26 protein-coding genes are annotated in these 22353 nt (G+C 33.9%); 4 read left to right on the forward strand and 22 right to left on the reverse strand.

Translation table 11 applies throughout. The features are described 5' to 3' along the window. Positions 1–28 precede the first annotated feature (28 nt). The 3 genes from TMATH_RS11245 to TMATH_RS11255 all read right to left on the reverse strand — a co-directional run bounded on the left by TMATH_RS11245 (position 29) and on the right by TMATH_RS11255 (position 2967). Positions 29–1180, reverse strand: a complete 1152-nt coding sequence (locus tag TMATH_RS11245) for a hypothetical protein (protein WP_013151037.1) — start codon at positions 1178–1180, stop codon at positions 29–31. Positions 1181–1816: 636 nt separating this feature from the next. After that, positions 1817–2533: a SurA N-terminal domain-containing protein gene (locus TMATH_RS11250; protein ID WP_013151038.1), complete on the reverse strand. Its 717-nt coding sequence runs from the start codon at positions 2531–2533 to the stop codon at positions 1817–1819. A gap of 14 nt (positions 2534–2547) precedes the next feature. Beyond that, positions 2548–2967: a hypothetical protein gene (locus tag TMATH_RS11255; RefSeq protein ID WP_013151039.1), complete on the reverse strand. Its 420-nt coding sequence runs from the start codon at positions 2965–2967 to the stop codon at positions 2548–2550. A 419-nt stretch (positions 2968–3386) separates the two neighbouring features. Here TMATH_RS11255 and TMATH_RS12605 point away from each other — a divergent pair, with 419 nt between their 5' ends. Genes TMATH_RS12605 through TMATH_RS12310 form a run of 3 tightly spaced genes read left to right on the forward strand, consistent with a single transcriptional unit; the run spans position 3387 to position 3971 of the window. Then, entirely contained in the window at positions 3387–3554 is a 168-nt protein-coding gene (locus TMATH_RS12605; RefSeq protein ID WP_232192580.1) for a helix-turn-helix domain-containing protein, read from the forward strand. Then, entirely contained in the window at positions 3514–3750 is a 237-nt protein-coding gene (locus TMATH_RS12610; protein ID WP_232192581.1) for a hypothetical protein, read from the forward strand. The genes TMATH_RS12605 and TMATH_RS12610 overlap by 41 nt, the downstream gene beginning before the upstream one ends. Positions 3751–3755: 5 nt before the next feature. Beyond that, on the forward strand, positions 3756–3971 hold the full coding sequence (locus TMATH_RS12310; protein WP_083768298.1) for a helix-turn-helix domain-containing protein: 216 nt from the start codon (positions 3756–3758) through the stop codon (positions 3969–3971). On the opposite strand, the gene TMATH_RS11270 is transcribed toward TMATH_RS12310, so the two are convergent. From TMATH_RS11270 to mscS, 11 genes are all read right to left on the reverse strand, one after another. Beyond that, the gene (locus TMATH_RS11270; protein ID WP_013151040.1) at positions 3887–4564 is read right to left on the reverse strand and encodes a Crp/Fnr family transcriptional regulator; all 678 of its coding nucleotides are present in this window, start codon (positions 4562–4564) and stop codon (positions 3887–3889) included. The two genes, TMATH_RS12310 and TMATH_RS11270, sit on opposite strands and share 85 nt — an antisense overlap. A 36-nt stretch (positions 4565–4600) precedes the next feature. After that, positions 4601–5929: a replicative DNA helicase gene (gene dnaB / locus TMATH_RS11275; RefSeq protein ID WP_012996257.1), complete on the reverse strand. Its 1329-nt coding sequence runs from the start codon at positions 5927–5929 to the stop codon at positions 4601–4603. Positions 5930–5951: 22 nt separating this feature from the next. Continuing rightward, complete coding sequence (gene rplI, locus TMATH_RS11280; RefSeq protein WP_013151041.1) at positions 5952–6395, reverse strand: 50S ribosomal protein L9; 444 nt, start codon at positions 6393–6395, stop codon at positions 5952–5954. Continuing rightward, the gene (locus TMATH_RS11285; protein ID WP_013151042.1) at positions 6392–8359 is read right to left on the reverse strand and encodes a DHH family phosphoesterase; all 1968 of its coding nucleotides are present in this window, start codon (positions 8357–8359) and stop codon (positions 6392–6394) included. Before TMATH_RS11285 ends, rplI begins: the two co-directional genes overlap by 4 nt. A 26-nt stretch (positions 8360–8385) precedes the next feature. Beyond that, complete coding sequence (locus TMATH_RS11290) at positions 8386–9294, reverse strand: YybS family protein (RefSeq protein WP_013151043.1); 909 nt, start codon at positions 9292–9294, stop codon at positions 8386–8388. A 4-nt stretch (positions 9295–9298) separates the two neighbouring features. Beyond that, positions 9299–9604 carry a MazG-like family protein gene (locus tag TMATH_RS11295; protein WP_013151044.1) on the reverse strand — a complete coding sequence of 102 codons (306 nt, stop codon included), beginning with the start codon at positions 9602–9604 and terminating at the stop codon, positions 9299–9301. Between the two features lie 80 nt (positions 9605–9684). Continuing rightward, a complete protein-coding gene (rpsR, locus tag TMATH_RS11300) occupies positions 9685–9954 on the reverse strand; it encodes a 30S ribosomal protein S18 (protein ID WP_013151045.1) in 270 nt (89 codons plus the stop codon). 14 nt (positions 9955–9968) lie between these two features. Next, entirely contained in the window at positions 9969–10421 is a 453-nt protein-coding gene (locus tag TMATH_RS11305; RefSeq protein ID WP_013151046.1) for a single-stranded DNA-binding protein, read from the reverse strand. A gap of 30 nt (positions 10422–10451) precedes the next feature. After that, positions 10452–10739 carry a 30S ribosomal protein S6 gene (gene rpsF / locus TMATH_RS11310; protein WP_012996264.1) on the reverse strand — a complete coding sequence of 96 codons (288 nt, stop codon included), beginning with the start codon at positions 10737–10739 and terminating at the stop codon, positions 10452–10454. A gap of 67 nt (positions 10740–10806) precedes the next feature. After that, positions 10807–11013, reverse strand: coding sequence for a DUF951 domain-containing protein (locus TMATH_RS11315; protein ID WP_003867429.1), 207 nt, complete (start codon positions 11011–11013; stop codon positions 10807–10809). A 74-nt stretch (positions 11014–11087) separates the two neighbouring features. Then, a complete protein-coding gene (mscS, locus tag TMATH_RS11320; protein ID WP_013151047.1) occupies positions 11088–11942 on the reverse strand; it encodes a small-conductance mechanosensitive channel MscS in 855 nt (284 codons plus the stop codon). Positions 11943–12092: 150 nt separating this feature from the next. Between mscS and yyaC the strand changes: the two genes are divergently transcribed. Next, on the forward strand, positions 12093–12650 hold the full coding sequence (gene yyaC, locus TMATH_RS11325; protein ID WP_012996266.1) for a spore protease YyaC: 558 nt from the start codon (positions 12093–12095) through the stop codon (positions 12648–12650). 2 nt (positions 12651–12652) lie between these two features. Here the strand turns inward: yyaC and cphA are convergent, their stop codons facing one another. The 8 genes from cphA to TMATH_RS11365 all read right to left on the reverse strand — a co-directional run bounded on the left by cphA (position 12653) and on the right by TMATH_RS11365 (position 21730). Further along, positions 12653–15283, reverse strand: a complete 2631-nt coding sequence (cphA, locus tag TMATH_RS11330; protein ID WP_013151048.1) for a cyanophycin synthetase — start codon at positions 15281–15283, stop codon at positions 12653–12655. Then, positions 15280–16101, reverse strand: coding sequence for a cyanophycinase (locus tag TMATH_RS11335; protein WP_013151049.1), 822 nt, complete (start codon positions 16099–16101; stop codon positions 15280–15282). The genes cphA and TMATH_RS11335 overlap by 4 nt, the downstream gene beginning before the upstream one ends. A 467-nt stretch (positions 16102–16568) precedes the next feature. Beyond that, a complete protein-coding gene (locus TMATH_RS11340; protein WP_013151050.1) occupies positions 16569–17072 on the reverse strand; it encodes a DUF4446 family protein in 504 nt (167 codons plus the stop codon). Between the two features lie 19 nt (positions 17073–17091). Next, entirely contained in the window at positions 17092–18234 is a 1143-nt protein-coding gene (locus tag TMATH_RS11345; RefSeq protein ID WP_013151051.1) for an aminotransferase class V-fold PLP-dependent enzyme, read from the reverse strand. 369 nt (positions 18235–18603) lie between these two features. Continuing rightward, on the reverse strand, positions 18604–19464 hold the full coding sequence (locus tag TMATH_RS11350; RefSeq protein WP_013151052.1) for a ParB/RepB/Spo0J family partition protein: 861 nt from the start codon (positions 19462–19464) through the stop codon (positions 18604–18606). Positions 19465–19488: 24 nt separating this feature from the next. Continuing rightward, the gene (locus TMATH_RS11355; protein ID WP_013151053.1) at positions 19489–20256 is read right to left on the reverse strand and encodes a ParA family protein; all 768 of its coding nucleotides are present in this window, start codon (positions 20254–20256) and stop codon (positions 19489–19491) included. 118 nt (positions 20257–20374) lie between these two features. Beyond that, complete coding sequence (gene noc / locus TMATH_RS11360) at positions 20375–21181, reverse strand: nucleoid occlusion protein (protein WP_012996273.1); 807 nt, start codon at positions 21179–21181, stop codon at positions 20375–20377. A 102-nt stretch (positions 21182–21283) separates the two neighbouring features. Next, positions 21284–21730 (reverse strand): NUDIX domain-containing protein, encoded by a 447-nt coding sequence (locus TMATH_RS11365; protein WP_013151054.1) that lies wholly within the window; start codon positions 21728–21730, stop codon positions 21284–21286. Between the last annotated feature and the right edge of the window lie 623 nt (positions 21731–22353).

Below are 22353 nucleotides of genomic sequence, written 5' to 3' on the forward strand. Positions count from 1 at the left end.
TCCCCCTCCAACCCTACAACTTTAATTTTTACTCCATCATACTATTTGTCCCGCTTGTATTTGGGAAAATGATATCCCTTTCTCCGCCAAAACTACTGCTTCTAGGTATGTCGTATGTTTCCACTACCTTATTTTCTTGGTCTACTAGCTCTATCCCTTTCTCTGTCCTTCGCAAAAGTCCCATCATTTGCCCATCTTTTAGCGCAAAAACATAGAGTTCTGGAGGCTCGGTGGGCTTCACCATTTGAATACCTACAAATAAAATATCTTCATAGCTCCCCAAAATTTCTATATTAACCGGCATGGCTGATTTCAATGTTTCTGAAGCATATTTCTTCTGATACTCTATGATATTGTTGATTGGCTTAAGTTTCATACTATCAATATCTACTTCTGCAGGAACTGTAAGAGTAGGTATAAAGAAGCTTTTCTCAATAGAAGTTGTATTGTCTGGTAAAGGGGGTAACGCCGGTGATAATTCTGCATTTTCTGGAATCTCTACTTCTCCCCATTCTATTTTTTCTGCCTTAAGATCATATTTTGCTATGAAAAGTTTTGCATAGATTTCCCCTGCACCTGGTATAAAACAAGAGTACAGTATAAATACCTCATCTCCCTTTTTGATAATTCCTGCTACAGTGCCTGTTTCTCCTACGCTGTACTCTTTACCGTCATTCCCTTTAAAAAAGTGTGGAGGAATAACCAACTCTATTTCTTTATCCTTACTATTCTCAGTAAAAACCAAAATGTATTTGTCCTTTTCTTTACTGACCAGTTTTACATCTTTCCCCCAAATTATTCTTTCTTGCAAAGGAATTTCTACTTTCTCGACATTTCCTTGATACTCTTGAGAAACTTGTGCATATGATGGAATTACCAAATGTCCTTTTCCATCCCATGAAATTGGAGACTTCTTGTAAATTTCTTTTGGTACCTCTTTCTTTAGAATGGTATGCATGATTTTTGATTCATCTTTTATTTTCTTGTGTTCAAGGTCCCAATAATAAAGCTTCGCTTTTACTTCCTCTTCTTCCTCCTCAAGAATTGCAAAAGGACTTCCATTCAATTTTACCTTCTCTTTTTTCTCCTCAGTGGAACAACCACAGGTCATTATAAAAGTTAATACAAAGATTATAAATAAAGACAAGACTTGTTTAAATTTTTGCTCTTTTTCTTTCATTCTTCCAACCCCTTGTCTTTTAAAATTTAATTGTTTTGGATAATTATGTCCACGCCTAATTATTATCACTGTAGATAATAATACGGTTGCATTATTTTTTTATCATTTATATAGGCGAGCTTTACGTTAACATATGTCAGTATCCAAGCAGAAAAGTTACTCTTGTCAATAAAGCTATACCTTTTTCAATTTTATCCTACCATTCTTGCCCCTTCCAGTAAAATGTCAAAATTGTTGAAGAACTATCCCAATATTTCGTTTTGGCAAAGTTATTCACTTTTTCTTTCTTTTTCTCCTTTTTTCATATATCGTCATTGAAAAAATAATACACTGTAACTTTAAGTTACATGACAGAAATTTCAGAAAAAACCTCAAGAATAGTAAAATCAATAGTTTAAAAAGAATAAAGGAAATTTTTTGAAATAAATTATCTGAAAATTTAAACTTTATGTGGTGATATTTATGAATATTCCTATTGGCACTAAAATAAAGTCTTTAAGGCTTCAAAAGAAGCTTTCTCAACGTGAACTGTGTGGATTACAGTTTTCTAATAGGCAGCATAATAAAAATCCCCATTTTATGGAGGATTTTTATCTTCATACGTGAGGAACCGCCCCCAGCGTCTGGGCAATGTTCTCAAAAGTCTTTAAACATATCTTTATATTTATTGTTAATTGATATTTTAGCACTTTTTAGATATTCATCTATTATACTGTCAACATACCTTTTGTATTCATTTTGCACGTCGTTTGTCATCTCTTCGGCCTTTTTCAATTTCCCGCTCTTTATTCCTTCTTCTATAATATAATTATTCAATTTGCTAAACAGCAATATCCTTTTTGCATTGTATTTTTCATAAGTATTCCAATATTCATCTTCTGTCATACCGCTTGCAGCAATCAATTCATCTAATTTCTTCTTTGCTTCTGGGTATTCATTAAACTCTTTCTTTTCTTTTTCTATATATTCATTTATTCCTCTTTCTGAAACCCTTATATTGTATTTACTTGCCAGATATTCTTGTACTTTTTCCTTGATCAACTTTTGCAATATATAATCATCTATATTATCTGTTTGTACTCCTGGTGCTAATGTTAACTCCTTCCGTAATTCAAATTCATTTTTGTATATCGGTATACCATTAACTTCTGCAATCATGTCACCTTTATCAATCTGTAATTTATCCTTGTTGCTTTTAAAAAAGGCAAGTACTTTTTCCACAACATTATTAAATTGTAATTCATTTGCTTTTTCTTGCGGATTTGCTGCTGAAAATGAAAAAGCAACAATAGCTAAAATAAATATCAGAAAAATACTCAAACTAATTAAAATTAAAGTTTTTCCTTTTTTCACTTCAATTCACCTCCTCAAAAGCTAAATGTTAAAGTCGTATAGTCAGTCCAACTACTCGGTATCCAACTAGGATCTAATTGGAAAAGAGTCTTTGCAGTAGAATTAACAGTTTTTGTTGTCGTAGAATAATAATTGATTGTATAAGAACTATACAAATCAAAATATATTAATGTATTTGGATTCCAAATCGAACCATTCGGATTTTTTGCGAATTTTGAAGTATCTATTGTACCAATTAAAACTCCAGAACTAGCATCAACAACATCAACACCTACCAAGTGACAATTGCCATTACCTATTTCAGGATGATTTGGCAAGTTGTTAAAAGCAGCAACATAATGATCACCAATAGACTTCATGGGGTAATCAATGTAATTAGAAGCACTGTAATTTACGTAAAAAAGAAAATTTTCATGCCCCAATCGCTTGACCATGCATAATGACGTATATAATTCTGGGTAAAAGCAGCAAAACTTGGAATAATATTAATACTAATCAGTAAAACTATAATTACATTTTTTTAAAACTTTTATCCAAGAAAACTAAGCTTTAAGTAACAATTCACTCTCATATGACACCTTCCATTCTTTTTATCGAATCTTTAATCTCTTGTCTTTTCTATTTTATGATCAATGCCCTAAAAATTAAATTTTAGTGTAAACTTACGTCACTCCCCTTGGAATTACATAATGCAAGTCTATTGCATCCTCTTCTCCTAATGGTACTACCCTTCTATCTCCTATTCTTTTTCATTCCATCCTCACTTCCCTTTACTTTTTCTTTCCTTATTTATATAATACGTGGTAAAAGAAACAATTACAAGCCGATTTGAATCTGCATGGGGTGTTAAAAAATGGATGGGTTTTATTATGACCTGGAAGGCTTTGGGGAAGAATTGAAAAATATAAGAAAATCCTTAGGCCTTTCTCAAATTGATGTTTCTGAGTATAGTTTTATTAATAGGGATACTCTTAGAAAAATTGAAAAAACAACTTTTATTTCTCGCCGAATCTGTTTTTGAAAAAACTGTCAATAAAGATTATGAAAAGGCTATGAAAAAGCTTGAAGAAGCAATGAAAGTTACTATCCCTGCTCTTTCCAATTACGCTGATTTTGTTTACAGTGATATGGAAGTTAGAATTTTAATGAATATCTCTTTGATACTCAAAAAAACAGAAAATCCTCAAAAAAGTCTTGAAATGAACTTTATGTGGTGATATTTATGAATAGGGTTGTCTTAAGCAGAATTGAAAATGGCAAAACATTGCCTTCTTTAGAGCAACTTATTTATATAGCTGAAAAACTTGAAGTGCCTGTAGGTTATTTTTTTAGTGATTGGAAGGAAAAATATCACTACAGCATCTCTTTAAGCTTTTCTATATCTTTAATTAATATTCTCTGCCTGTCAAGGCGTATTACCCCGTCTTTATCTAATTGACTTAAAATCCTTGTGACATTTTCTCTTGAGGTACCGACTATGTTAGCAAGGTCTTGCCTATTGAGATTTAAATCTAATAAAATTCCCTCTTTTGTGTTTATTCCTCTCTCTTTTGCGAATGTAAGAAGCACAGAAGCCGTTCTGCCAATGGAATCTCTTAAAGCAAGATTTTCTATTATCACAGCTACATTTTTTAATCTTTTTGCCATAAGTTTAATAATGCTTAAGGCTATTTCGCTATTTTTCAGTATTAAATTTTCTATGTCTTGATTTTTAAGTACAATTACTTCGGAATCCTCTATAGCCTCTGCAGTTGCAGGATATTCTCCACCAACAAATAGGACAGATTCAGCAAATATGTCTCCTTTTTCCATTATTTTAATAATGTACTCTTTCCCCGTAGAAGAGGTTTTTGATATTTTAACTTTGCCCGATCTTACAAAATATATAGCTTCTCCCTTTTCCCCCTCCATGAAAATAATAGAACCTTTTTTAAAAGATTTTATGATAGAGATCTTATGTATCTCTTCAAGGGACTTATCCTCCAGTTCATTAAAATAAGGGACTTTTTTAAGGTAATCAAAATGAGCCATAATGACTTTCATCCCTTCTTAAAAGCAAACTAAAGATTATTCCGTTCTATATTTATCAAGACTTACAAATTTTGTATACTGTGCAAGCCATAAAAGTTCAACTGTACCTGTAGGTCCATTTCTGTGCTTTGCAATTATAACTTCTGCTATGTTTTTCTTTTCAGAATCTTTATGATAGTAATCATCTCTGTACAAAAACATTACTATGTCAGCGTCCTGCTCTATTGCTCCAGATTCTCTCAAATCGCTCAAAATAGGTCTGTGGTCTGACCTAGACTCAGGTGCGCGGGAAAGCTGTGAAAGGGTAATTACAGGAACATTTAATTCTCTTGCCAAACTTTTAAGAGACCTCGATATTTCTGAAATTTCTTGCTGCCTGTTTTCTGCCTTTCCTCTCCCTTGCATAAGCTGCAGATAATCTATCATCACCAACCCTAATCCTTTTTCCAGTTTGAGGCGCCTGCACTTCGCTCTTATGTCCATTACGCCAATTCCAGGAGTGTCGTCAATGTAAATAGGAGCTTTAGAAAGAGGAGTCATCGCAGCCGCCAGTTTCATCCAGTCGTCTTCATCAAGATTTCCTGTCCTAAGCTTTTGGCTATCTATATTGGCAGTAGAACAGATAAGTCTGTTTACCAGCTGCTCTTTTGACATCTCTAAGCTAAATATGGCAACAGGAAGGCCTGTCAAAAGAGCTGCATTTTGAGCAATATTTAAAGCAAAAGAGGTTTTTCCCATTGAAGGTCTTGCTGCGACTAATATAAAGTCAGAGGGCTGAAAGCCAGCAGTTTTTAAGTCAAGGTCAGGAAAGCCAGAGGGAATACCTGTGAGCTGTCCTTTGTTTTTATAAAGTTCCTCTATTTTATAAAAGGTATTCATTAACACGTCTTTTATAGGTGAAAAATTAGTAGTGTTTCTTCCCTGAGCTATATCAAATATTTTTTGTTCTGCTATGTCAAGGACAGTTTCTACGTCATCTCCTTCGTAACTTAACTCCATAATCTCTGATGAGGCCTCAATAAGTCTTCTCAATGTAGCTTTTTCTTTTATAAGCTTTGCATAGTAAGATACATTAGCAGTGGTAATGACATTTGAAGACAGACTTGCTATATAATCAATTCCGCCAATAGCTTCTAACATGTTACGCTTTCTAAGTTCATCAACCACTGTCACAAGGTCAACGGGGATGTCTTTTTCAAACATCTCCATCATTACATCGAATAATTTTTTATGAGACTCTTTATAAAAGTCCTCTGCTTTTAGTATTTCAGAAACGTCTATTATGGCATCCCTAGATAGAAGCATTGACCCTAAGACAGATTGTTCAGCTTCTATGTTTTGGGGAGGGATTTTGCTCCACTCCATCCTTTATTCCCCCTTGCTTTAATTACTCTGCCACAACATCTACCTTCATTTTTGCTGTGACTCCTTGATAAAGTTTTATGTCTACATAATAGGTACCTGTAGTCTTTATACTCTCGTCAAAAGATATTTTTTTCTTATCAATGTCAAAGCCTTTCTCCTTTAAAGCTTTCTCTACATCTTTCGAAGTTACAGAGCCAAAGAGTTTGCCATTTTCTCCTGCTTTTACTTTTAAAACCAGGCTAATATTTGAAAGGTCTTGAGCTAATTTTTTTGCTTCTTCTAATTCTTGCTGTCTCTTTTTCTCTTCCGCCTTTTTCTTTTCATTAAGCACTTTTATGTTGGATTCTGTAGCCTCTATGGCAAGTCCTCTTGGAAGAAGATAATTTCTCCCATAGCCGTCACTAACATTTACAATTTCTCCTGCTTTACCTATATTTTTAACATCTTTCACTAATATGACTTTCATTTATCTTCCCCTTCCTCCTCAAAATATTCTTTAATAGCATTTTTTAAGTCTTGCAGTACTTCTTCTATAGGTTTTTTGACCTGAGCTCCTGCAACAGTTAAATGTCCTCCTCCACCGAGCTTTTCAAGGATAATTTGAACATTTATGTCTCCAAGAGAGCGTCCGCTTATGGCTACATCTTCTTCTCTTTTTAAAAGGACAAAAGAGGCTTGTACTCCCTTTATTGTAAGGAGCTCATCAGCAGCTTGGGCTATGATGAGATTGTTGGCATTTGGAGGGCTAACTGCTATTGCAATGCCATTATCCAGTATCTCGGCATTTTTCACTATCGAAGATTTTATTATATAAGACTCTATGTCATTTTGGAAAAGCTGCTTAACAGAGGTTGTATCTGCACCCTTTCTTCTCAAAAATGAGGCTGCTTCAAAAGTCCTAGAGCCTGTCCTGAAGGTGAAATTTTTTGTATCCACCGATATTCCCGCCATTAAAGCCTCAGCTTCTATAGGTTTTATGTCAATCTTGTCTACTATATACTGCAAAATTTCTGTGACTAATTCGCTAGCAGAAGAAGCATAAGGCTCTAAATAAACAAGCAAGGCTTTGTCAATAAACTCTTTTCCTCTTCTATGGTGGTCTATTACAGCTATTCTGTCTATAATATCTACAATCTCGGGATAAGTAAGATGACTTGGTCTATGGGTATCAACCACTATTAAAAGGCTGTTTTGGTCTACCGTATTTTTAACTTCACTACTTTTTATAAATAAATCTTCATAGCCTTTTGTGTTTTGTATTTTCTTTACCAATTCATCTATCGCTACATTAGACTTATCTAATACTATATAGGCTTTTTTACCTAAAGACATGCAGGCTCTATACATGCCAATCGCAGCCCCTAATGAGTCGAAATCCATAAAGTCATGTCCCATTATAAAAATCGTAGAAGATTCTTTTATAAGATCTCTTATGGCATGAGCAATTACTCTCGCCTTTACTTTTGTCCTCTTCTCAACAGCTTGTGTTCTTCCTCCATAAAATGAAATTTTATCTCCTCTTTTTATTACTGCTTGATCTCCACCTCGCCCTAATGCTAAGTCTAAAGCACTAGAGGCGTATTCATTTAAGGCTAAAAAGTCATTGGCATTCGCTCCAATTCCTATGCTCAAAGTTAAAGGAATTTTTATTTCTTCCCCAATTTCTCTTACTTTATCCAATATTTCAAATTTATTTTCTTCCAACGTCTTTAATCCTTCCTCTTTAAATATAACAAAGTATTTATCATCATCATATTTTTTCATAAAGGCTTTTATTGAAAAAGCCCATTCTGAAAGTTTTTTTTCTATTTCTGAAGAAACCACCGCTTTTTTAATATCTTCTACTGCCATCATCGCTTCTTCATAGTTGTCAATTATTACATGCCCTACCACGGGTCTATCGGAAGCTAAAGATTTTTTAAGCCTAAAGTATTCAGTGTTATCAAGAAACAAAAGAGTACAACTTAAGTCTTCTCTTTTTTTTCTTTTTGTTTGAGAATCTATTTTTAACACAGAATAGTAGCGACCGTTGAATTCTATTTGGTTCTTTTTCTCATCTGCTTTGCCTTCTGTGTATTTTTTTACCAGCTTTTTTATCTCTTCATTTTCATTAAAAGCCTGAGAATAGCTTACGTTATACCACAGGATCTCCCCCTTACTATTTAACACAACAGCAGGAATTGGCATCCTTGCTAAAAGGCTTTTTGATGCTTTGTCAACATTGAAAAATATATTTTCTATGTATTTATCTAACTCTAAACGTTTTTTCTTTATTTCGTAGTAATCACGTAAAAGCACCAAAAGAAAAATGATTAATGAAATAAAAGCAATTATCTTGTTGTAGTAAAACATTATGGCTATTAAGAGAGCTGATAGCAAAATATTTACCACATTGACAGAAGAAATTACTTTATAAAATTTCTTGTCCACAAAAACACCTCTCGTTTTTTAACTTGTTAATTCATATATTTTCTTAAATTCAAGCTAGTATCCACAATACCTATTACGAAAAGTAACCAAGAGGTAAGAGGAAAAAGAAATAAAAATACAAGGATTAAGTTAGCAGCCAATGATTTCATCTTCAATCTATGAATTAAATAATATTTTACTATTGACAAACCTCCTAGTGTAAAACCCAGAGAGAGCAATGCTATTATATTAGTAGTTATTGCTTCCGGTTGCTTTAGAAAATATTGATATAACAACACTCCAATAAAAATCCATCCTGTTATATAAGGCATTTTCCATTCTTCAAAAGGAGGAAGTGCTTCTATATAGACCCTTTGAGTTTTTAAGACTTTGGATATAATTATATAATTAACTAAAATAACAGCCACAACTGTAACTAGTATGGATGCAGGTAAAGTCATCTTTAGTATTTCTTGAACCGCTAATAAATTGCTTCTTATAGCCGAAAAGTTTGGATGCCCTTGATAAATATATAATACTTCTTTTGTGCTTATATCAATTGTCTTAAAAAACAAATCAAACACATTTACTTTGAAGGCTACTTTTGTTAAGTACAATATTATAACTATCCCAAATATTGACACAATAGAGGTATCAATAACAGTTTCACTAGCTCTACGTTTTTTCAATATTAAATAGCCCATAGCAAGTCCTTGAAAGGCAAAAAATAAACTTATAAAAGCTGTAGCTATATCTACAAAAATTACATTTACAATAAATACTGCAAAAGATGATGCAATAGCATAAGATTTAGAGCTTCTTATACAAGTTATAGCAACGGGAACTGGTATTAAAAAAAACAGTACGAATAGTGGTGGAATATACACTCCTATTAACGTCATTATTACAGCAATTGCTGTCATCATTGCCGCATTGGTAAGTTTTCGTAAATCCATTAAATCACTCCCGTTTTCTACTATTTATGTATCTTTGTAGTCCAGAAAAATTATATTCACCTTCATTTTTATCAATAACTTGAAGTTTGAGTTTTTTTATCACCGCTTCATCCATTTCTTCAAAGTCATAGCCCAATTTCTCTCCTAATAAGTAGGCAAAAATTAAAATATCACAAAGATTGTCTCTCAACACTTCTCCATCTTCATCTTCATTAAAAGCTTTAAAAAGAGAATATACTTTTCCCAAGAGGTTTATTTTTAAATTTTCAATGTTCATAATATTTTTGGCAATCTCAAGGTTATTTTTCATTTTTCCATTCCACCTTTATTTTTGACAGCTTTTTTAAACAGTAAACTAAAAGAGGGCATTGCCCTCTTATAATTATATCATTATTCTACTGTATATGGTAGTAGTGCTATTTGTCTTGCTCTTTTAATAGCTCTTGTAAGCTGCCTTTGATGCCTTGCACAGTTTCCCGTTATTCTTCTCGGCAGAATTTTCCCTCTTTCTGTAATATACTTACGTAGCCTGGCCACATCTTTGTAATCAATCTTATCTATATTATCTGTGCAGAAAGCACAAACGCGCTTTTTCGCTTTTCTGCCCTTTTTCTTGGTAGTCGCCGCATTATCTTTTGCAGTAGTATTAGCTGTTGTCATCCTTCAACCTCCTTTTAAAAAGGTAAATCATCTTCACTCTCAATAGGTGTAAAACCCTCAAATTCTTCCGGTACATCTTCAAATACGCTATCAAAGTATTCATCCAAGTCTTTATTTTCTTCAGCATTGTTACTGCTGCCAAAACCAGATTTTGGCTCTAAAAATCTTACGTCATCTGCTACCACTTCGGTAACCCAGTGCCGATTGCCGCTATTGTCATCCCATGTTCGGGTTTGAATGCTTCCAGTTACTGCTATTAACCTACCTTTTTTTAAATTGTTAGCACAAATTTCTGCAAGTTTTCTCCAAGTTACGATGGGTATGAAATCTGTAGGCCTTTCCCCGCTTTGACTAACATAATTCCTGTTCACCGCCAATGTAAATGTGGTAACAGGAACCATTTCAGAAGTATACCTCATCACAGGGTCTTTTGTAAGGCGGCCTATTAAAATAACCTTATTTAACATTTTTAACCCACCTTTTTTATTAATAAACGATCATTCGTCAGTTCTAATTATTAAATATCTCAAAACGCCATCTGTAATTTTATAAACTCTCTCCAATTCCTGAGAAACCTTTGAGTCGCTATTGAAGTTCATCAGTACATAATATCCCTCAGGTTTTTTGTCAATTGGATATGCTAACTTTCTCTTACCCCATTCATCAAAATTGGTTATTTCTCCACCATTTTCAACAATGAGGTTTTTAAATCTTTCTATTAAGCCTTTTCTTTCCTCTTCACTTAAATCTGGAGAGAGAATGTACATTGTCTCGTATGACCTCATTTTTTCACCTCCTTTTGGACTAAACGGCCCAAAAAAGGGCAAGGCGGCAATCTATAACCCTATTCTATCATTGTCCAGAGGGATTTTCAACTGTTTTTAAAATTTTTTTGATGCTTTTTTCAAATTTAGCTCTGGGCATCAAAACCATTCTTCCGCATTTTAGGCATTTTATGCGAATGTCCATGCCAACTCTTAAAATTTCCCATTCGTCAGAGCCACAAGGATGTTTTTTTTTCATCTTTACAATATCTCCAACGTGGAGTTCTTTTGGCAAAGCAATCACCTCAATTAATTTTTTCAATTTCCAAATCAAATAAACTAATACATTTGCAAACGTTGCTAACTAAGTTATGTATCATTATTTTTTATTGTAATCTCTCTATGAGGATATGGAAATGCAATTTTTTCTTGATCAAATACTTTTTTTATCCGATATCTTATCTCCCTCTCAACTTCCCATTGCTTCATAGGCTCTGTTTTTGCAACAATAGTTATTAAAACTTGTGAATCTTGAAAATCCGTAATTCCCAAAACTGTAGGACCGTCTATTATATCATTTCTGGATTTTTTTATATCTTCACAAATTTGCTTAAGCACATTTGTTATTTTATCAACATCTTCTTCGTAAGGAACACCTACATTTACAAGCGCTCTCATACTGCCTCGTGTATGGTTTGTTACAGTCTTTATTTCTCCATTTGGTATTATATGTAAATCACCCGAAAAATCCCTTATTTTGCTTGTTCTAAGTCCTACTTCTTCAACAAGACCCGAAAAATTATTTATCGTTATATAATCCCCAACTCCAAACTGATCTTCAAATATTACAAAAAACCCCGAAATCACGTCTTTGACTAGATTTTGAGCACCAAAACCTATAGCCAAACTGCCAATTCCGGCAACTGCCAATATTGATGTCATATCTATGTTGAAAATTTTTAGTATTGAAGCAGCTGCTATGAAATAAATGACATATCTCAATATATTTTTGGTAAGAGACATTAAAGTGCCTATCTTTCTTTCAGGAAGCTGTATTTTTCCTTTTGCCTGTAATTTATAAAACCTTGATATAAGTATGTCCCCTATTTTTATACCTACAAAGGATATAATTAAAATTTTTATGATATCGAAAGTTACTTTTAATATTTTTATATCGTAAAGACTTAAAAATTTTTGGTATAGTTGGACTATTGCCTCCATCATATCACCCGCTTTACCTTCTTTATATTTTATATATTACACAAGTAAGAAAGGTTTTTCAACAATTAAAAACCGGAAATTACCTGTATTTAATTTTACATAGTTGCCAAAAATATATTTGAAAGACTTATCAACTAAAGAAAGGAGAATCATATGGAGCTTATAAATATAGAAGACAAAAATGCTTTGGGGCATTTTTATAAATTTTTTTCTAACTGCTTGACAGAACTATACGATTATCGAAAAGAAATAGTTTTGCTGTGTATAGGAACTGATAGGTCCACAGGGGATAGCTTGGGACCTTTAATTGGTCATAAACTAAAGCCTCTTCTTAAAGGAAAAGCCCATATCTTTGGTACTTTAGAAGAGCCATTACATGCAAAAAACATACATCAGGTTTTAAAATACATAAATTTAAATTATGGGCGTCCTTTTATAGTAGCTATAGACGCCTGTTTGGGATCTTTAAACCACGTAGGTCACATCTCTGTTGGAAAAGGACCTATAAAGCCTGGAGCAGGGGTTTTAAAAGATCTACCGCCTGTAGGAGATATGTTTGTTACAGGAATTGTTAATGTCTCTGGCTTTATGGAATACATGGTGCTTCAAAACACCAGACTTAGAATGGTAATGAAAATGGCAGACATTATTTCTGTGGGAATATACAAGACAATAAATGAAATATATGAAGAAAGCAAAGTAAGGGCTTAGTTTTAAGCCCTTTCTAATTTCATTTCACTATTTTTCAAATCTTTGTTTTTGATGAACTCTTCTATCACATCTATAATCGGCTGATATTTTTCATAAAAGACTACTATTAAATCTCCCGCCTCAGCATGGTACATAGCTGCCTTTAACGCTTCTGTCTCTTTTAAAATAGTCTTTATTTTTTTTCTATCCATGCCTCCTTTTATTGCACCTTCTTCTAATATTCTCGCTACTTCTCCGGGTTTTCTGCCTCTTAAATCCACGTCTTCTTTTATATATATAAAGTCGAACCCTTCACCACAAATCTCTCCTACTTTTAATATGCTAGAATTTATTCTATCTCCTGGAACTCCTATCACACCGATGAGCCTGTTCGCATCAAGTTTTTGTGCTGCTTCTATTACACTTTTTATTCCAGCTATGTTGTGGCCATAATCTACTAATACACGGAAATTACCTACATTAAATAAGTTAAATCGCCCTGGATTGTGTGTAGTATCGCAGTAAAATGTCTTTATACCCTTTGCAATAATATTTATAGGCACTTTTACACCATAAGAAGCAGCGATAGCTGCAAGAGCATTTTCCACATTATACAAAACTTTCCCTGACAAAGCTGCAGGAATTTCCTCTATCTTTACAACAGGAATTATTTGTCCATTTGCTATAACGATGACACCATCTTTAACATATACTGCAATTCCGCCTTTTTCTACGTGCTTTTTCACAGTGAGGTTATTATCGTACATTGAAAAGTATATTACTTTACCTTTAGCCCTTTGAGCCAAATAAGGAGTCATAGGATCGTCAGCATTTAAAACACTGTAGCCGTCTTCTTTTACTGCTTCCACCACCAAAGACTTAACAAAAGCCAAGTCTTCTAAAGTCTTTATTCCATCAATGCCAAGATGGTCTTCTGAAATATTGGTTATTACACCTACATCTGCCAAATCATAACCTAAGCCTTCCCTTATAATACCTCCTCTTGCTGTTTCTAATACTGCAGCATCTATGTTTTTATCAGCTAGACAAGTTCTTGCACTTTTTGGGCCGGTATTATCACCTTTGTAGACACAGGTGTCATCGATATAAATGCCGTCAGTACAAGTCATTCCTACAGTATAGCCATAGGTCTTTAAAATATGAGCTGTCATTCTGGTAACTGTAGTTTTTCCATTTGTGCCTGTAATAGATATAATAGGAATTGTGGCCTTGCTTCCTTTAGGAAAAAGCATATCTACAATCGCCTTTGCTACATTTCTCGGTTTACCTTTGCTAGGATAATGGTGCATCCTTATTCCTGGAGATGCATTTATTTCAATTATCGCTCCATTTTTTTCAGTTAGAGGTTTTTTTATATCCTCCATTGTAATGTCTATACCAGCTATATCAAGACCAATAGCTTTCGCTGCTCTTACAGCAATTTCTATATTGTTTGGATGAATTTCATCCGTCTTGTCAATCGCAATTCCTCCTGTACTTAAGTTTGCACTTTCTCTCAAAAATACTTTTTTACCTTTTTTAGGAACATCTTGTAGATCAAAACCTTGTTTTTTAAGAGTCAATTTAGAAATAGTATCTATTGTAAGTTTTGTAAGGGGTTTTTCATGGCCTTTTCCCCTTAAAGGATTTTTATTTTCTATTTCCACTAACTCTTCAATAGTGTGAATCCCATCCCCTATTACATGGGCAGGAATTTTTTCGGCTACCGCTACTACTTTTTCGCCTACAACCAATACTCTGTAATGTTTACCCTTTATATGTTTTTCTACAATAACAAGGTCACTGTAAGCTTTGGCGTTTCTATAAGCTATACTTACTTCTTCTCCATTGGTTATGTTTAAATGAACTCCTTTGCCTTGATTTCCGTTGTAAGGTTTTATAGCGACAGGATATCCAATTTCTTCTGCAATAGCAATTGCCTCTTCTTCATTGTAAGCAACATCTCCCTCCGGCACAGGAAATCCATGGTCTTTTAGAATCTGTTTTGTCAAGATTTTATCTGAAGCTATGTCTACTGCAATGCAACTGGTATTTTGTGAAATTGTGCCTTCGATCATTTTTTGATATTTCCCATAACCTAATCGTAAGATACTACCATTTCCTACCCTTGTAACTGGAATTCCTGCTTTTAGAGCTTCGTTCTTTATAGCCATTGTACTAGGCCCCAGTTCTATTTCAGCAATTATATTGCGTATTTTCTCTAATCTCTCTTCTAAATCAAATTCTTCCCCTTGTACAAATTTATTTACCATTTCAACCGCTAATTTCCCTACTCTTATCCCACACTCTTCCAATCCATATTCATAAACTATATAATACAGATTCCCTTCTATAGTTCTTGCTCTTCCAAATTTTACATCATATCCTAGCATATTTTGTAGTTCCAAAATTATATGCTCTGTCACATGGGGTAAATAGGTGCCTTCCTCTAATCTTTTTAAAAATCCCCCTTCATGCTCGTAAGAACAACTATGTTTTGAAAGGCCAGGAAGTGATTCTATTAATTTCTCATTAAAATTGGGTATATCTTTTGTAGGGATATCTAATCTCTCTATATCTACTGCCATTTTTATTACAGGTCTATGGCTGTATATATTTCTCCCTCGATATACCCTTATATCTTTAATAATCATACTTTATCCTCCTTGAGCTTGACTTTGGGTATCCATTTTTCTAAATCATAACCATAACCGGATGGCAATATGTGAAGTATAACATTGGTGAGGGCTAAAATTTCATTAGGACTTGATTCAGAAACATTAGAGTGTTTTAACTTTCTTCCCTCCACTACTGTCACAGCATTTGAACCTATCACTCTAAAGCTATTTTTCTCCACAACTATAGCTGTATCTTCATCAATCCCTATTCCGAGATTGTTTGGGTTTTGAGCAATTGCTGCAAGAAGCCTTCCAATGCGCCCTCTTTGTGCAAAATGTTGGTCAATTATTACGTCTTTTAATAAACCTAATCCAGGAGCCATTTTGATAGTGCACTTCCTTGGAGAATCTTCATCATTTCCCTCCACAATCATAGTTTGTGACATCACCGAAGCTCCTGCACTTGTACCTACAATTAAAGTTCCTTCTTTATACAATTGTTTTAACAATTTATCTATACCACTTCCTCCTAAAATACTGGTTATCCTCAATTGGTCACCACCTGTAAAAAAAACACAACTGCAATCTTTAAGTACATCCCTTGCATAATTTATTTCCTTGTCTTCCCTTGAATCTATATTTACAACTTTTACATCCTGTGCTCCCAATTTTTTAAAAATAGAAATATACAAGTTACCGACTTCCATTGGTTTTTCTGTCGCTGTTGTCATTATTATTATTTTACTTTCTCTTCCCCCTGCTAAATTTACAACCTCTTTTAGTATTTCGCACTTGTCCTCTTTGTCTTCTGCTCCTCCTATGATAACTAACTTGCCTTTTACTTCTTCTTCCATTTATCCGCCTCCAAAAATAATAAACTCTCAGGTTTCATAATTTATTATTCCTGAGAGTTTAACTCAATATACTTTATATTATGTTTTCAGAGTACATAATTTTATTGTATCCTTTTTCTACTTTTATTTCCAGATTCTTGATATATAACATTTCGCCATCGACACTAACAGGTACTTCTCGATTTGCCTCTGTTTCTACTTTTTTCGCTTTATAAACTTCTACAATTTCAAGTTTAGTATGGGTTCCCAAAAGAACTAAGGCAATTGCCGCTATAACTTTAAAACCACTAAGAGCTGCTTTCCTTACTCGTACTTTTCCATCCCCTGTATATTTTGTTATAAAAATTTTTGTAATCGATTAATTTTTTTTATAATTCTTCTAATTTCTGACATCTTTCTATAAGCCCTTCTTCCACTTGCCATTAGATTTACAATAAATGCAATCAATCCCTTCACTCCTTGTTTTTTTACAAAGCTTTTCTTTTGGCTCTTTCTATTGCTTGTATTTCTTCAGCAGAAAGGGGATATTTGGATTGCCCTTTTTCAATAGGTTTTGCAAAAGTGGCCGTTTCATTCCTCCCGTATATTCCAGACAAAACAATACCATTGTCATTGCTGTCTAATAGGGCAATAGAAAAACTTAAATCAGATCCTACATCAGGAAAGGCATTATACCTAACTATCCCCACTTTTTTAATTGCTGTTTTTGTTTCTTTATCCAAAGAACTTAAATCTATTCTTAACTTATCTAGTTTGCTTTTTATATCTTCATTCTCGGTAAGAATTCTAGAAAAAATATCAAAAACATCTCCTTTTTCCAATGTTTTAATCACCTTATTATAAGTCCTGTTTAATCTTAAAAATTTCCCATTAATTATAAGTATGAAAATTAATTCTATAATTGATAAAACTGATAAAAACAAGATAATCAGTATAGCATTTTGAGAAATAATGCCTAAAAAATTTTGCATAAGTTTCTCCTCCAATTCATCAGAATGTTTTCTGTGAAATTATTTCAATAGCTTTTATAGCTTTTTCTACTTCTTCTTCAGTGTTAAAATATCCAATTCCAAATCTTACAGTTCCGGTTCTTAATGTGCCAATTGTCGAATGAGCCAACGGAGCACAGTGCAATCCCGAACGAGTAGCTATATTAAAATCCTTATCCAAAATATAACTAATTTCTCCCACATCTTTATCTTTTAGTGTCACTGAAACTACTCCTACTCTTTCCTCCACCCTTTGAGGCCCATAAATTTTAACTCCTTTTATTTCTTTTAATCCCTCTATTAAAATTTTTGTAAGTTTTTCTTCTTGCCGGCGAATACTATCTACACCTACAGACTTTACGAATTTTACTCCTTCTTTAAGACCCGCAATTCCTGGAGTATTAGGAGTTCCACTTTCTAATTTGTCTGGCATCAAATCAGGTTGATACATTGACTCAGACTTGCTTCCCGTTCCCCCTTCTTCAAGAGGCAATATTTCTATGCCTTCTCTTACATATAACCCTCCTGTACCTTGAGGGCCGTACAATCCTTTGTGGCCAGCAAAAGCTAAAAGATCAATATTTTGCTTTTCCACATCTATAGGCAATACACCCGCCGTCTGGGCTGCATCCACCAAAAAAATCAAATTCATTTCCCGGGCAATATTTCCTATTTCCTCAATAGGCATTATTGTACCAGTAACATTGGAAGCGTGAGTTATGGCAATCATCTTTGTGTTTGTTGCAATTGCTTTCTTTATATCCTCAGGGTCAATCTTTCCTTCCCCATTTGCTTTCACTATTGTAACTTCTATTCCCTTTTGTTTTAGCGTCATAAGAGGTCTTATTATAGAATTATGCTCCATGCTAGAAGTTATTACATGATCCCCTTCTTTCAAAACACCTTTTAAGGCAATATTCAAAGCTTCTGTTGTATTAGATGTAAGTACCAATCTCATAGGATTTTTTATGTTAAAGAGGCTACCTATCTCTTGCCTAGCCTCAAAAATAACCCTTCCTGCTCCAAGTGCCATTTTGTGTCCGCCTCTTCCAGGGTTTCCGCAATTTCTTAAGGTTTTTTCCACTTCCTTATACACTTCCTCGGGTTTAGGCCAAGAAGTAGCAGCATTATCAAAATAAATCATAGTCCTATCTCCTTAAATTAAATCTCCTCATATTAGTATATGTAAACCTCCTTTTTGCGTTCTTATCTATATTTTATATTTATTTTTTTTCATTAGCAACAAAAAACTATTAAAGTTCGTATTAAGTCCTGTAGGTGTCCCATTAATAAATGTTAACTGTTTTGCTGGGATGCACCATCGTCCAGCAAGCTAAACGAAAGCTTGCTTGGGTTCTGCGTGATTCCCGGCCTTAGCATCGTACCTATGGGATCGTTCTCCGGCATACATGTCTTCAAGTCTGACCTCTCTCTAAGTTCATTGTTTTAGATTTAATAAAATTAAAAGCCTCCATATAAATAGGAGACTTTTATATTGAGTCTATAATACTTTTTATTCCTTTCCATAAATAAGTTCAATAATTCTTGTCAAATCTTCGTCACTATAATATTCTATTTGTATAATTCCTCTATTTTTACCTCTTTGAGATATTTTCACTTTTGTTCCTAAAAAACTACATAAATTATCTTCTATTTCCTTGATATGTATATCTATTCTGTTTGATTTTCCTTTTTGAGAGCTTTTCCCATTTTTGCGTAAAAGATTTTTCACCAAGTCTTCTGTTTCTCTTACGTTTAAATTTTCTGTAACAACTTTTTTTGCTGCCTCATACTGTAAATTTTTACTTGGCAAAGAAAGTATAACTTTTGCATGGCCTATTGTTATCTCCCCTTTTACTAACATTGCTTGTACTCTATCGTCAAGATTTAGAAGTCTTATGCTATTTGCAATTACTGAGCGGCTCTTACCAATTTTTTTAGATATCTCTTCTTGTGTGAGATTAAATTGCTCTATTAATGCTTTATATGCTTTTGCTTCCTCAATAGGATTTAAATCCTCTCTTTGCAAATTTTCAATCAAAGCTATTTCCATAACCTGTAAATCATCAAAATCTCTCACAATTGCTGGTATTTCAGAAAGTCCCGCAATTTTAGCAGCTCTCCAACGTCTTTCTCCTGCTACTATCTGATATCCAGAAGCCACTTTTCTTACTATAATTGGCTGAATAATTCCATTTTGTTTAATAGATTCTGCTAACTCTTTTAAACTTTCTTCATTAAACTGTTTTCTCGGTTGGTATTGATTAGGATGAATATAGGCAATATTTATCGTCTCTACACCCTGAGGTTCCTCTCCCTGATACTCAGGTATAAGTGCTTGCAAACCTCTGCCTAATCCCTTTTTACTCGCCATTTTATCACCACCTTTGTAAATTTTTTATATTCCTGCCCTTTCTATCACTTCTAATGCCAATTCCTCATAAGCCTCTGCTCCTTTGGAATTAGGGTCATATATAGAAATTGGTTTTCCAAAACTTGGAGCTTCCCCCAAGCGAATATTTCGAGGAATAATTGTTCTGTAAACTTTCTCCTTGAAAAATTTTTTCACCTCATCCACCACTTGTATAGATAAGTTTGTCCGGGCATTAAACATAGTAAGAACTACACCCTCTATTTCGAGTTGAGGGTTTAGACTCTTTTTTACAAGATTGATGGTGTTCATAAGTTGGGTAAGTCCTTCCAAAGCATAATATTCGCATTGAATCGGAACAATTACTGAATCAGCAGCAGTAAGAGCATTTATAGTCAAAAGTCCAAGTGATGGAGGACAATCTATTAATGTATAATCAAATTCATCTTTAATTGGATTTACTGCACTTTTTAATTTATATTCTCGCGAAAGCATAGGAACTAATTCAATCTCTGCCCCTGCCAATTGAATACTAGATGGAACAATTGAAACTTTTAAATCCTTTAAAGGTATTATTGCACTTTTTATATCTTCATCTTCAATCAGCACCGTATATGTAGTGTGCTTTAAAGAAGCCGGGTTTATCCCAAACCCACTTGTCATATTACTTTGAGGATCTATATCTATACATAAAACTTTTTTCCCTTGTGTTGCTAAAGAATATCCTAAGTTTATAGTTGTGGTAGTTTTACCAACCCCACCTTTTTGATTTGCGATGGCAATAACTTTGCCCATTTTTTCACCCCCTTTTGCATGCAAATACATGTTTAAGAGTTATCAATTTATATGTTTATTATATCATTGTTTATATCAATGTTCCACATGGAACATTATCAAGGGGGTGAAAAAACTTTTACTTTTTTGAAATTTTGATTACAAACTCTATATACTCTTCCTTATCATTTTCAATATACTCTGCCGGCACACCAGATTTTTTCATCAAATCTACAGCTTGTTTCACTGTATTTACAAAAATTCTTATATCCTTATAAAATTTCATCATTTTTTTGTTTTCTTTTTTAACTTGTTCCGGTGGCTTTGTTATTTTGTCTATCATACTTTGTATCAATTTTTCTGTTTGACTCACGTTTAATTTTTTCTTTATAATTATTTCTAGTGCCTTTCTTTGTAGCTCTTCATCAGGAAGTCTCAAAAGTGCCCTAGCATGCCGCTCCGTTAAATCATTTTCCAATAGCTGTTCTTTTATCTCTTTGCTAAGCTTCAAAATCCTCAATTTGTTAGCAATAGTTGATTGGCTTTTACCCAGAATTCTTGCTAATTGTTCCTGTGTTAAATGGTGGTCGTTTATTAAATTATAATATGCTTCGGCCTCTTCAATAAAATTGAGATTTTCTCTTTGTAAATTTTCAATTAAAGCTAAAACAGCCGAGTCTTCATCTTGCGCGTTTATAATTATCGCTGGTATCTCCGCAAGACCTGCCAATTTAGAAGCCCTTAACCGCCTTTCCCCCGCTACTAACTCATAAAAATTATTGTGCACCATTCTTACAGTAATAGGTTGCAATACCCCATAAGCTTTAATGGACTCTGCTAATTCTTGTAAATTCTTTATATCAAAGTTCTTTCGCGGCTGATAGGGATTAGGCCTTATTGAATCAATCGGCAAATAACAAATTTCTTGTGTTTTGCTCGATACCACTTTTACACACCCCGCTCTTAAAACAATTAAAAAATTTTTCTACAATATATATTCGACAAATAATGTAAAATTCCTCCTTAAATTCAAATATATTGTTAAAAATTATAAAAAAGTTTCGGGCACTGGAATAAGGTTATTAAAAAAATTTTTTTGCTGTATAAGCTCTGCCAATTTTTGAGGATAAACTTGATAGCTTTTCAAATCCTTAAGTTCAATCCATTTTACCTCTCTTAAAATCTGTTTCTCTTTAGGAAGTTCAGGGTCACTTCCTAAGGTCAAATTTCCCCCAATAATAGAAGAATAAAAATACGTCACATAGTAAATATCATATTCCTGAATATAACAGACACCTTTAAGTTCAATGTCATAACCTGTTTCTTCTTTACATTCTCTTATAGCAGCTTCTGCTACTGACTCATTTTCTTCTACCCTGCCTCCAGGAAAAACCCATGCTATTTCCTCCCCATCTTGATGTTTTACTAAGAGAACTTTTCCTTCTTCAACAATGACCACTCTCGCAACTAAAAAGCTCGCTCTAAATTTTAACATTTTCCTTCCCTCATTTCCAAAATTGGTAAGTTATTTAGGATATTTATATTAAAATTATACCACAAAAAATTTTATAAAAATAAAAAAGCAGTCTAAAATTACTTTTAGACTGCACAGTTTGTTGACAAAGTTAAAAAATATTCAAAGGAGATATTTTGCATCGTCGCTCCGATGTTCCAAAGCGACAAAACTAAAGCTCGACCTTCGGGCTCCGGCAGGGTACCGGGCACAATCGGCCTCCTTGCCTCAGGTGCCCGCCTTCGCCATCCATGGCTTCGGCCCTGCCTCCACCCTCGGTCTTGCTAAGTTTTGTTACCGCTTTGTAACAAGTCGCTCCTTATGCAAAATATCTCCTTTACGAAAGTTTGTCTACAGTCTGAGCAGTCTAAAATTACTTTTAGACTGCAGTTTGTTGACAAACCTTTTTTCATATAAAAGAGGCATTTTGCATTTATGAAGTGACTTGTTAAAAGTAGCAACTAAACTTAGCGAGGCCGAGGGACGGAGGTAGGTCCAAAGCCAAAAAGGGCGGAGAAGCCACTAAGGCAAGGACGCTGAATGTGACCGACGCTACGGAGTCCGCTGGGAAGCTTATGTTTAGTCGCCGAAATTTTCTCCTTTAA

Origin of the sequence: Thermoanaerobacter mathranii subsp. mathranii str. A3 (genome assembly GCF_000092965.1) — a bacterium.
Taxonomy (GTDB): domain Bacteria; phylum Bacillota; class Thermoanaerobacteria; order Thermoanaerobacterales; family Thermoanaerobacteraceae; genus Thermoanaerobacter; species Thermoanaerobacter thermocopriae.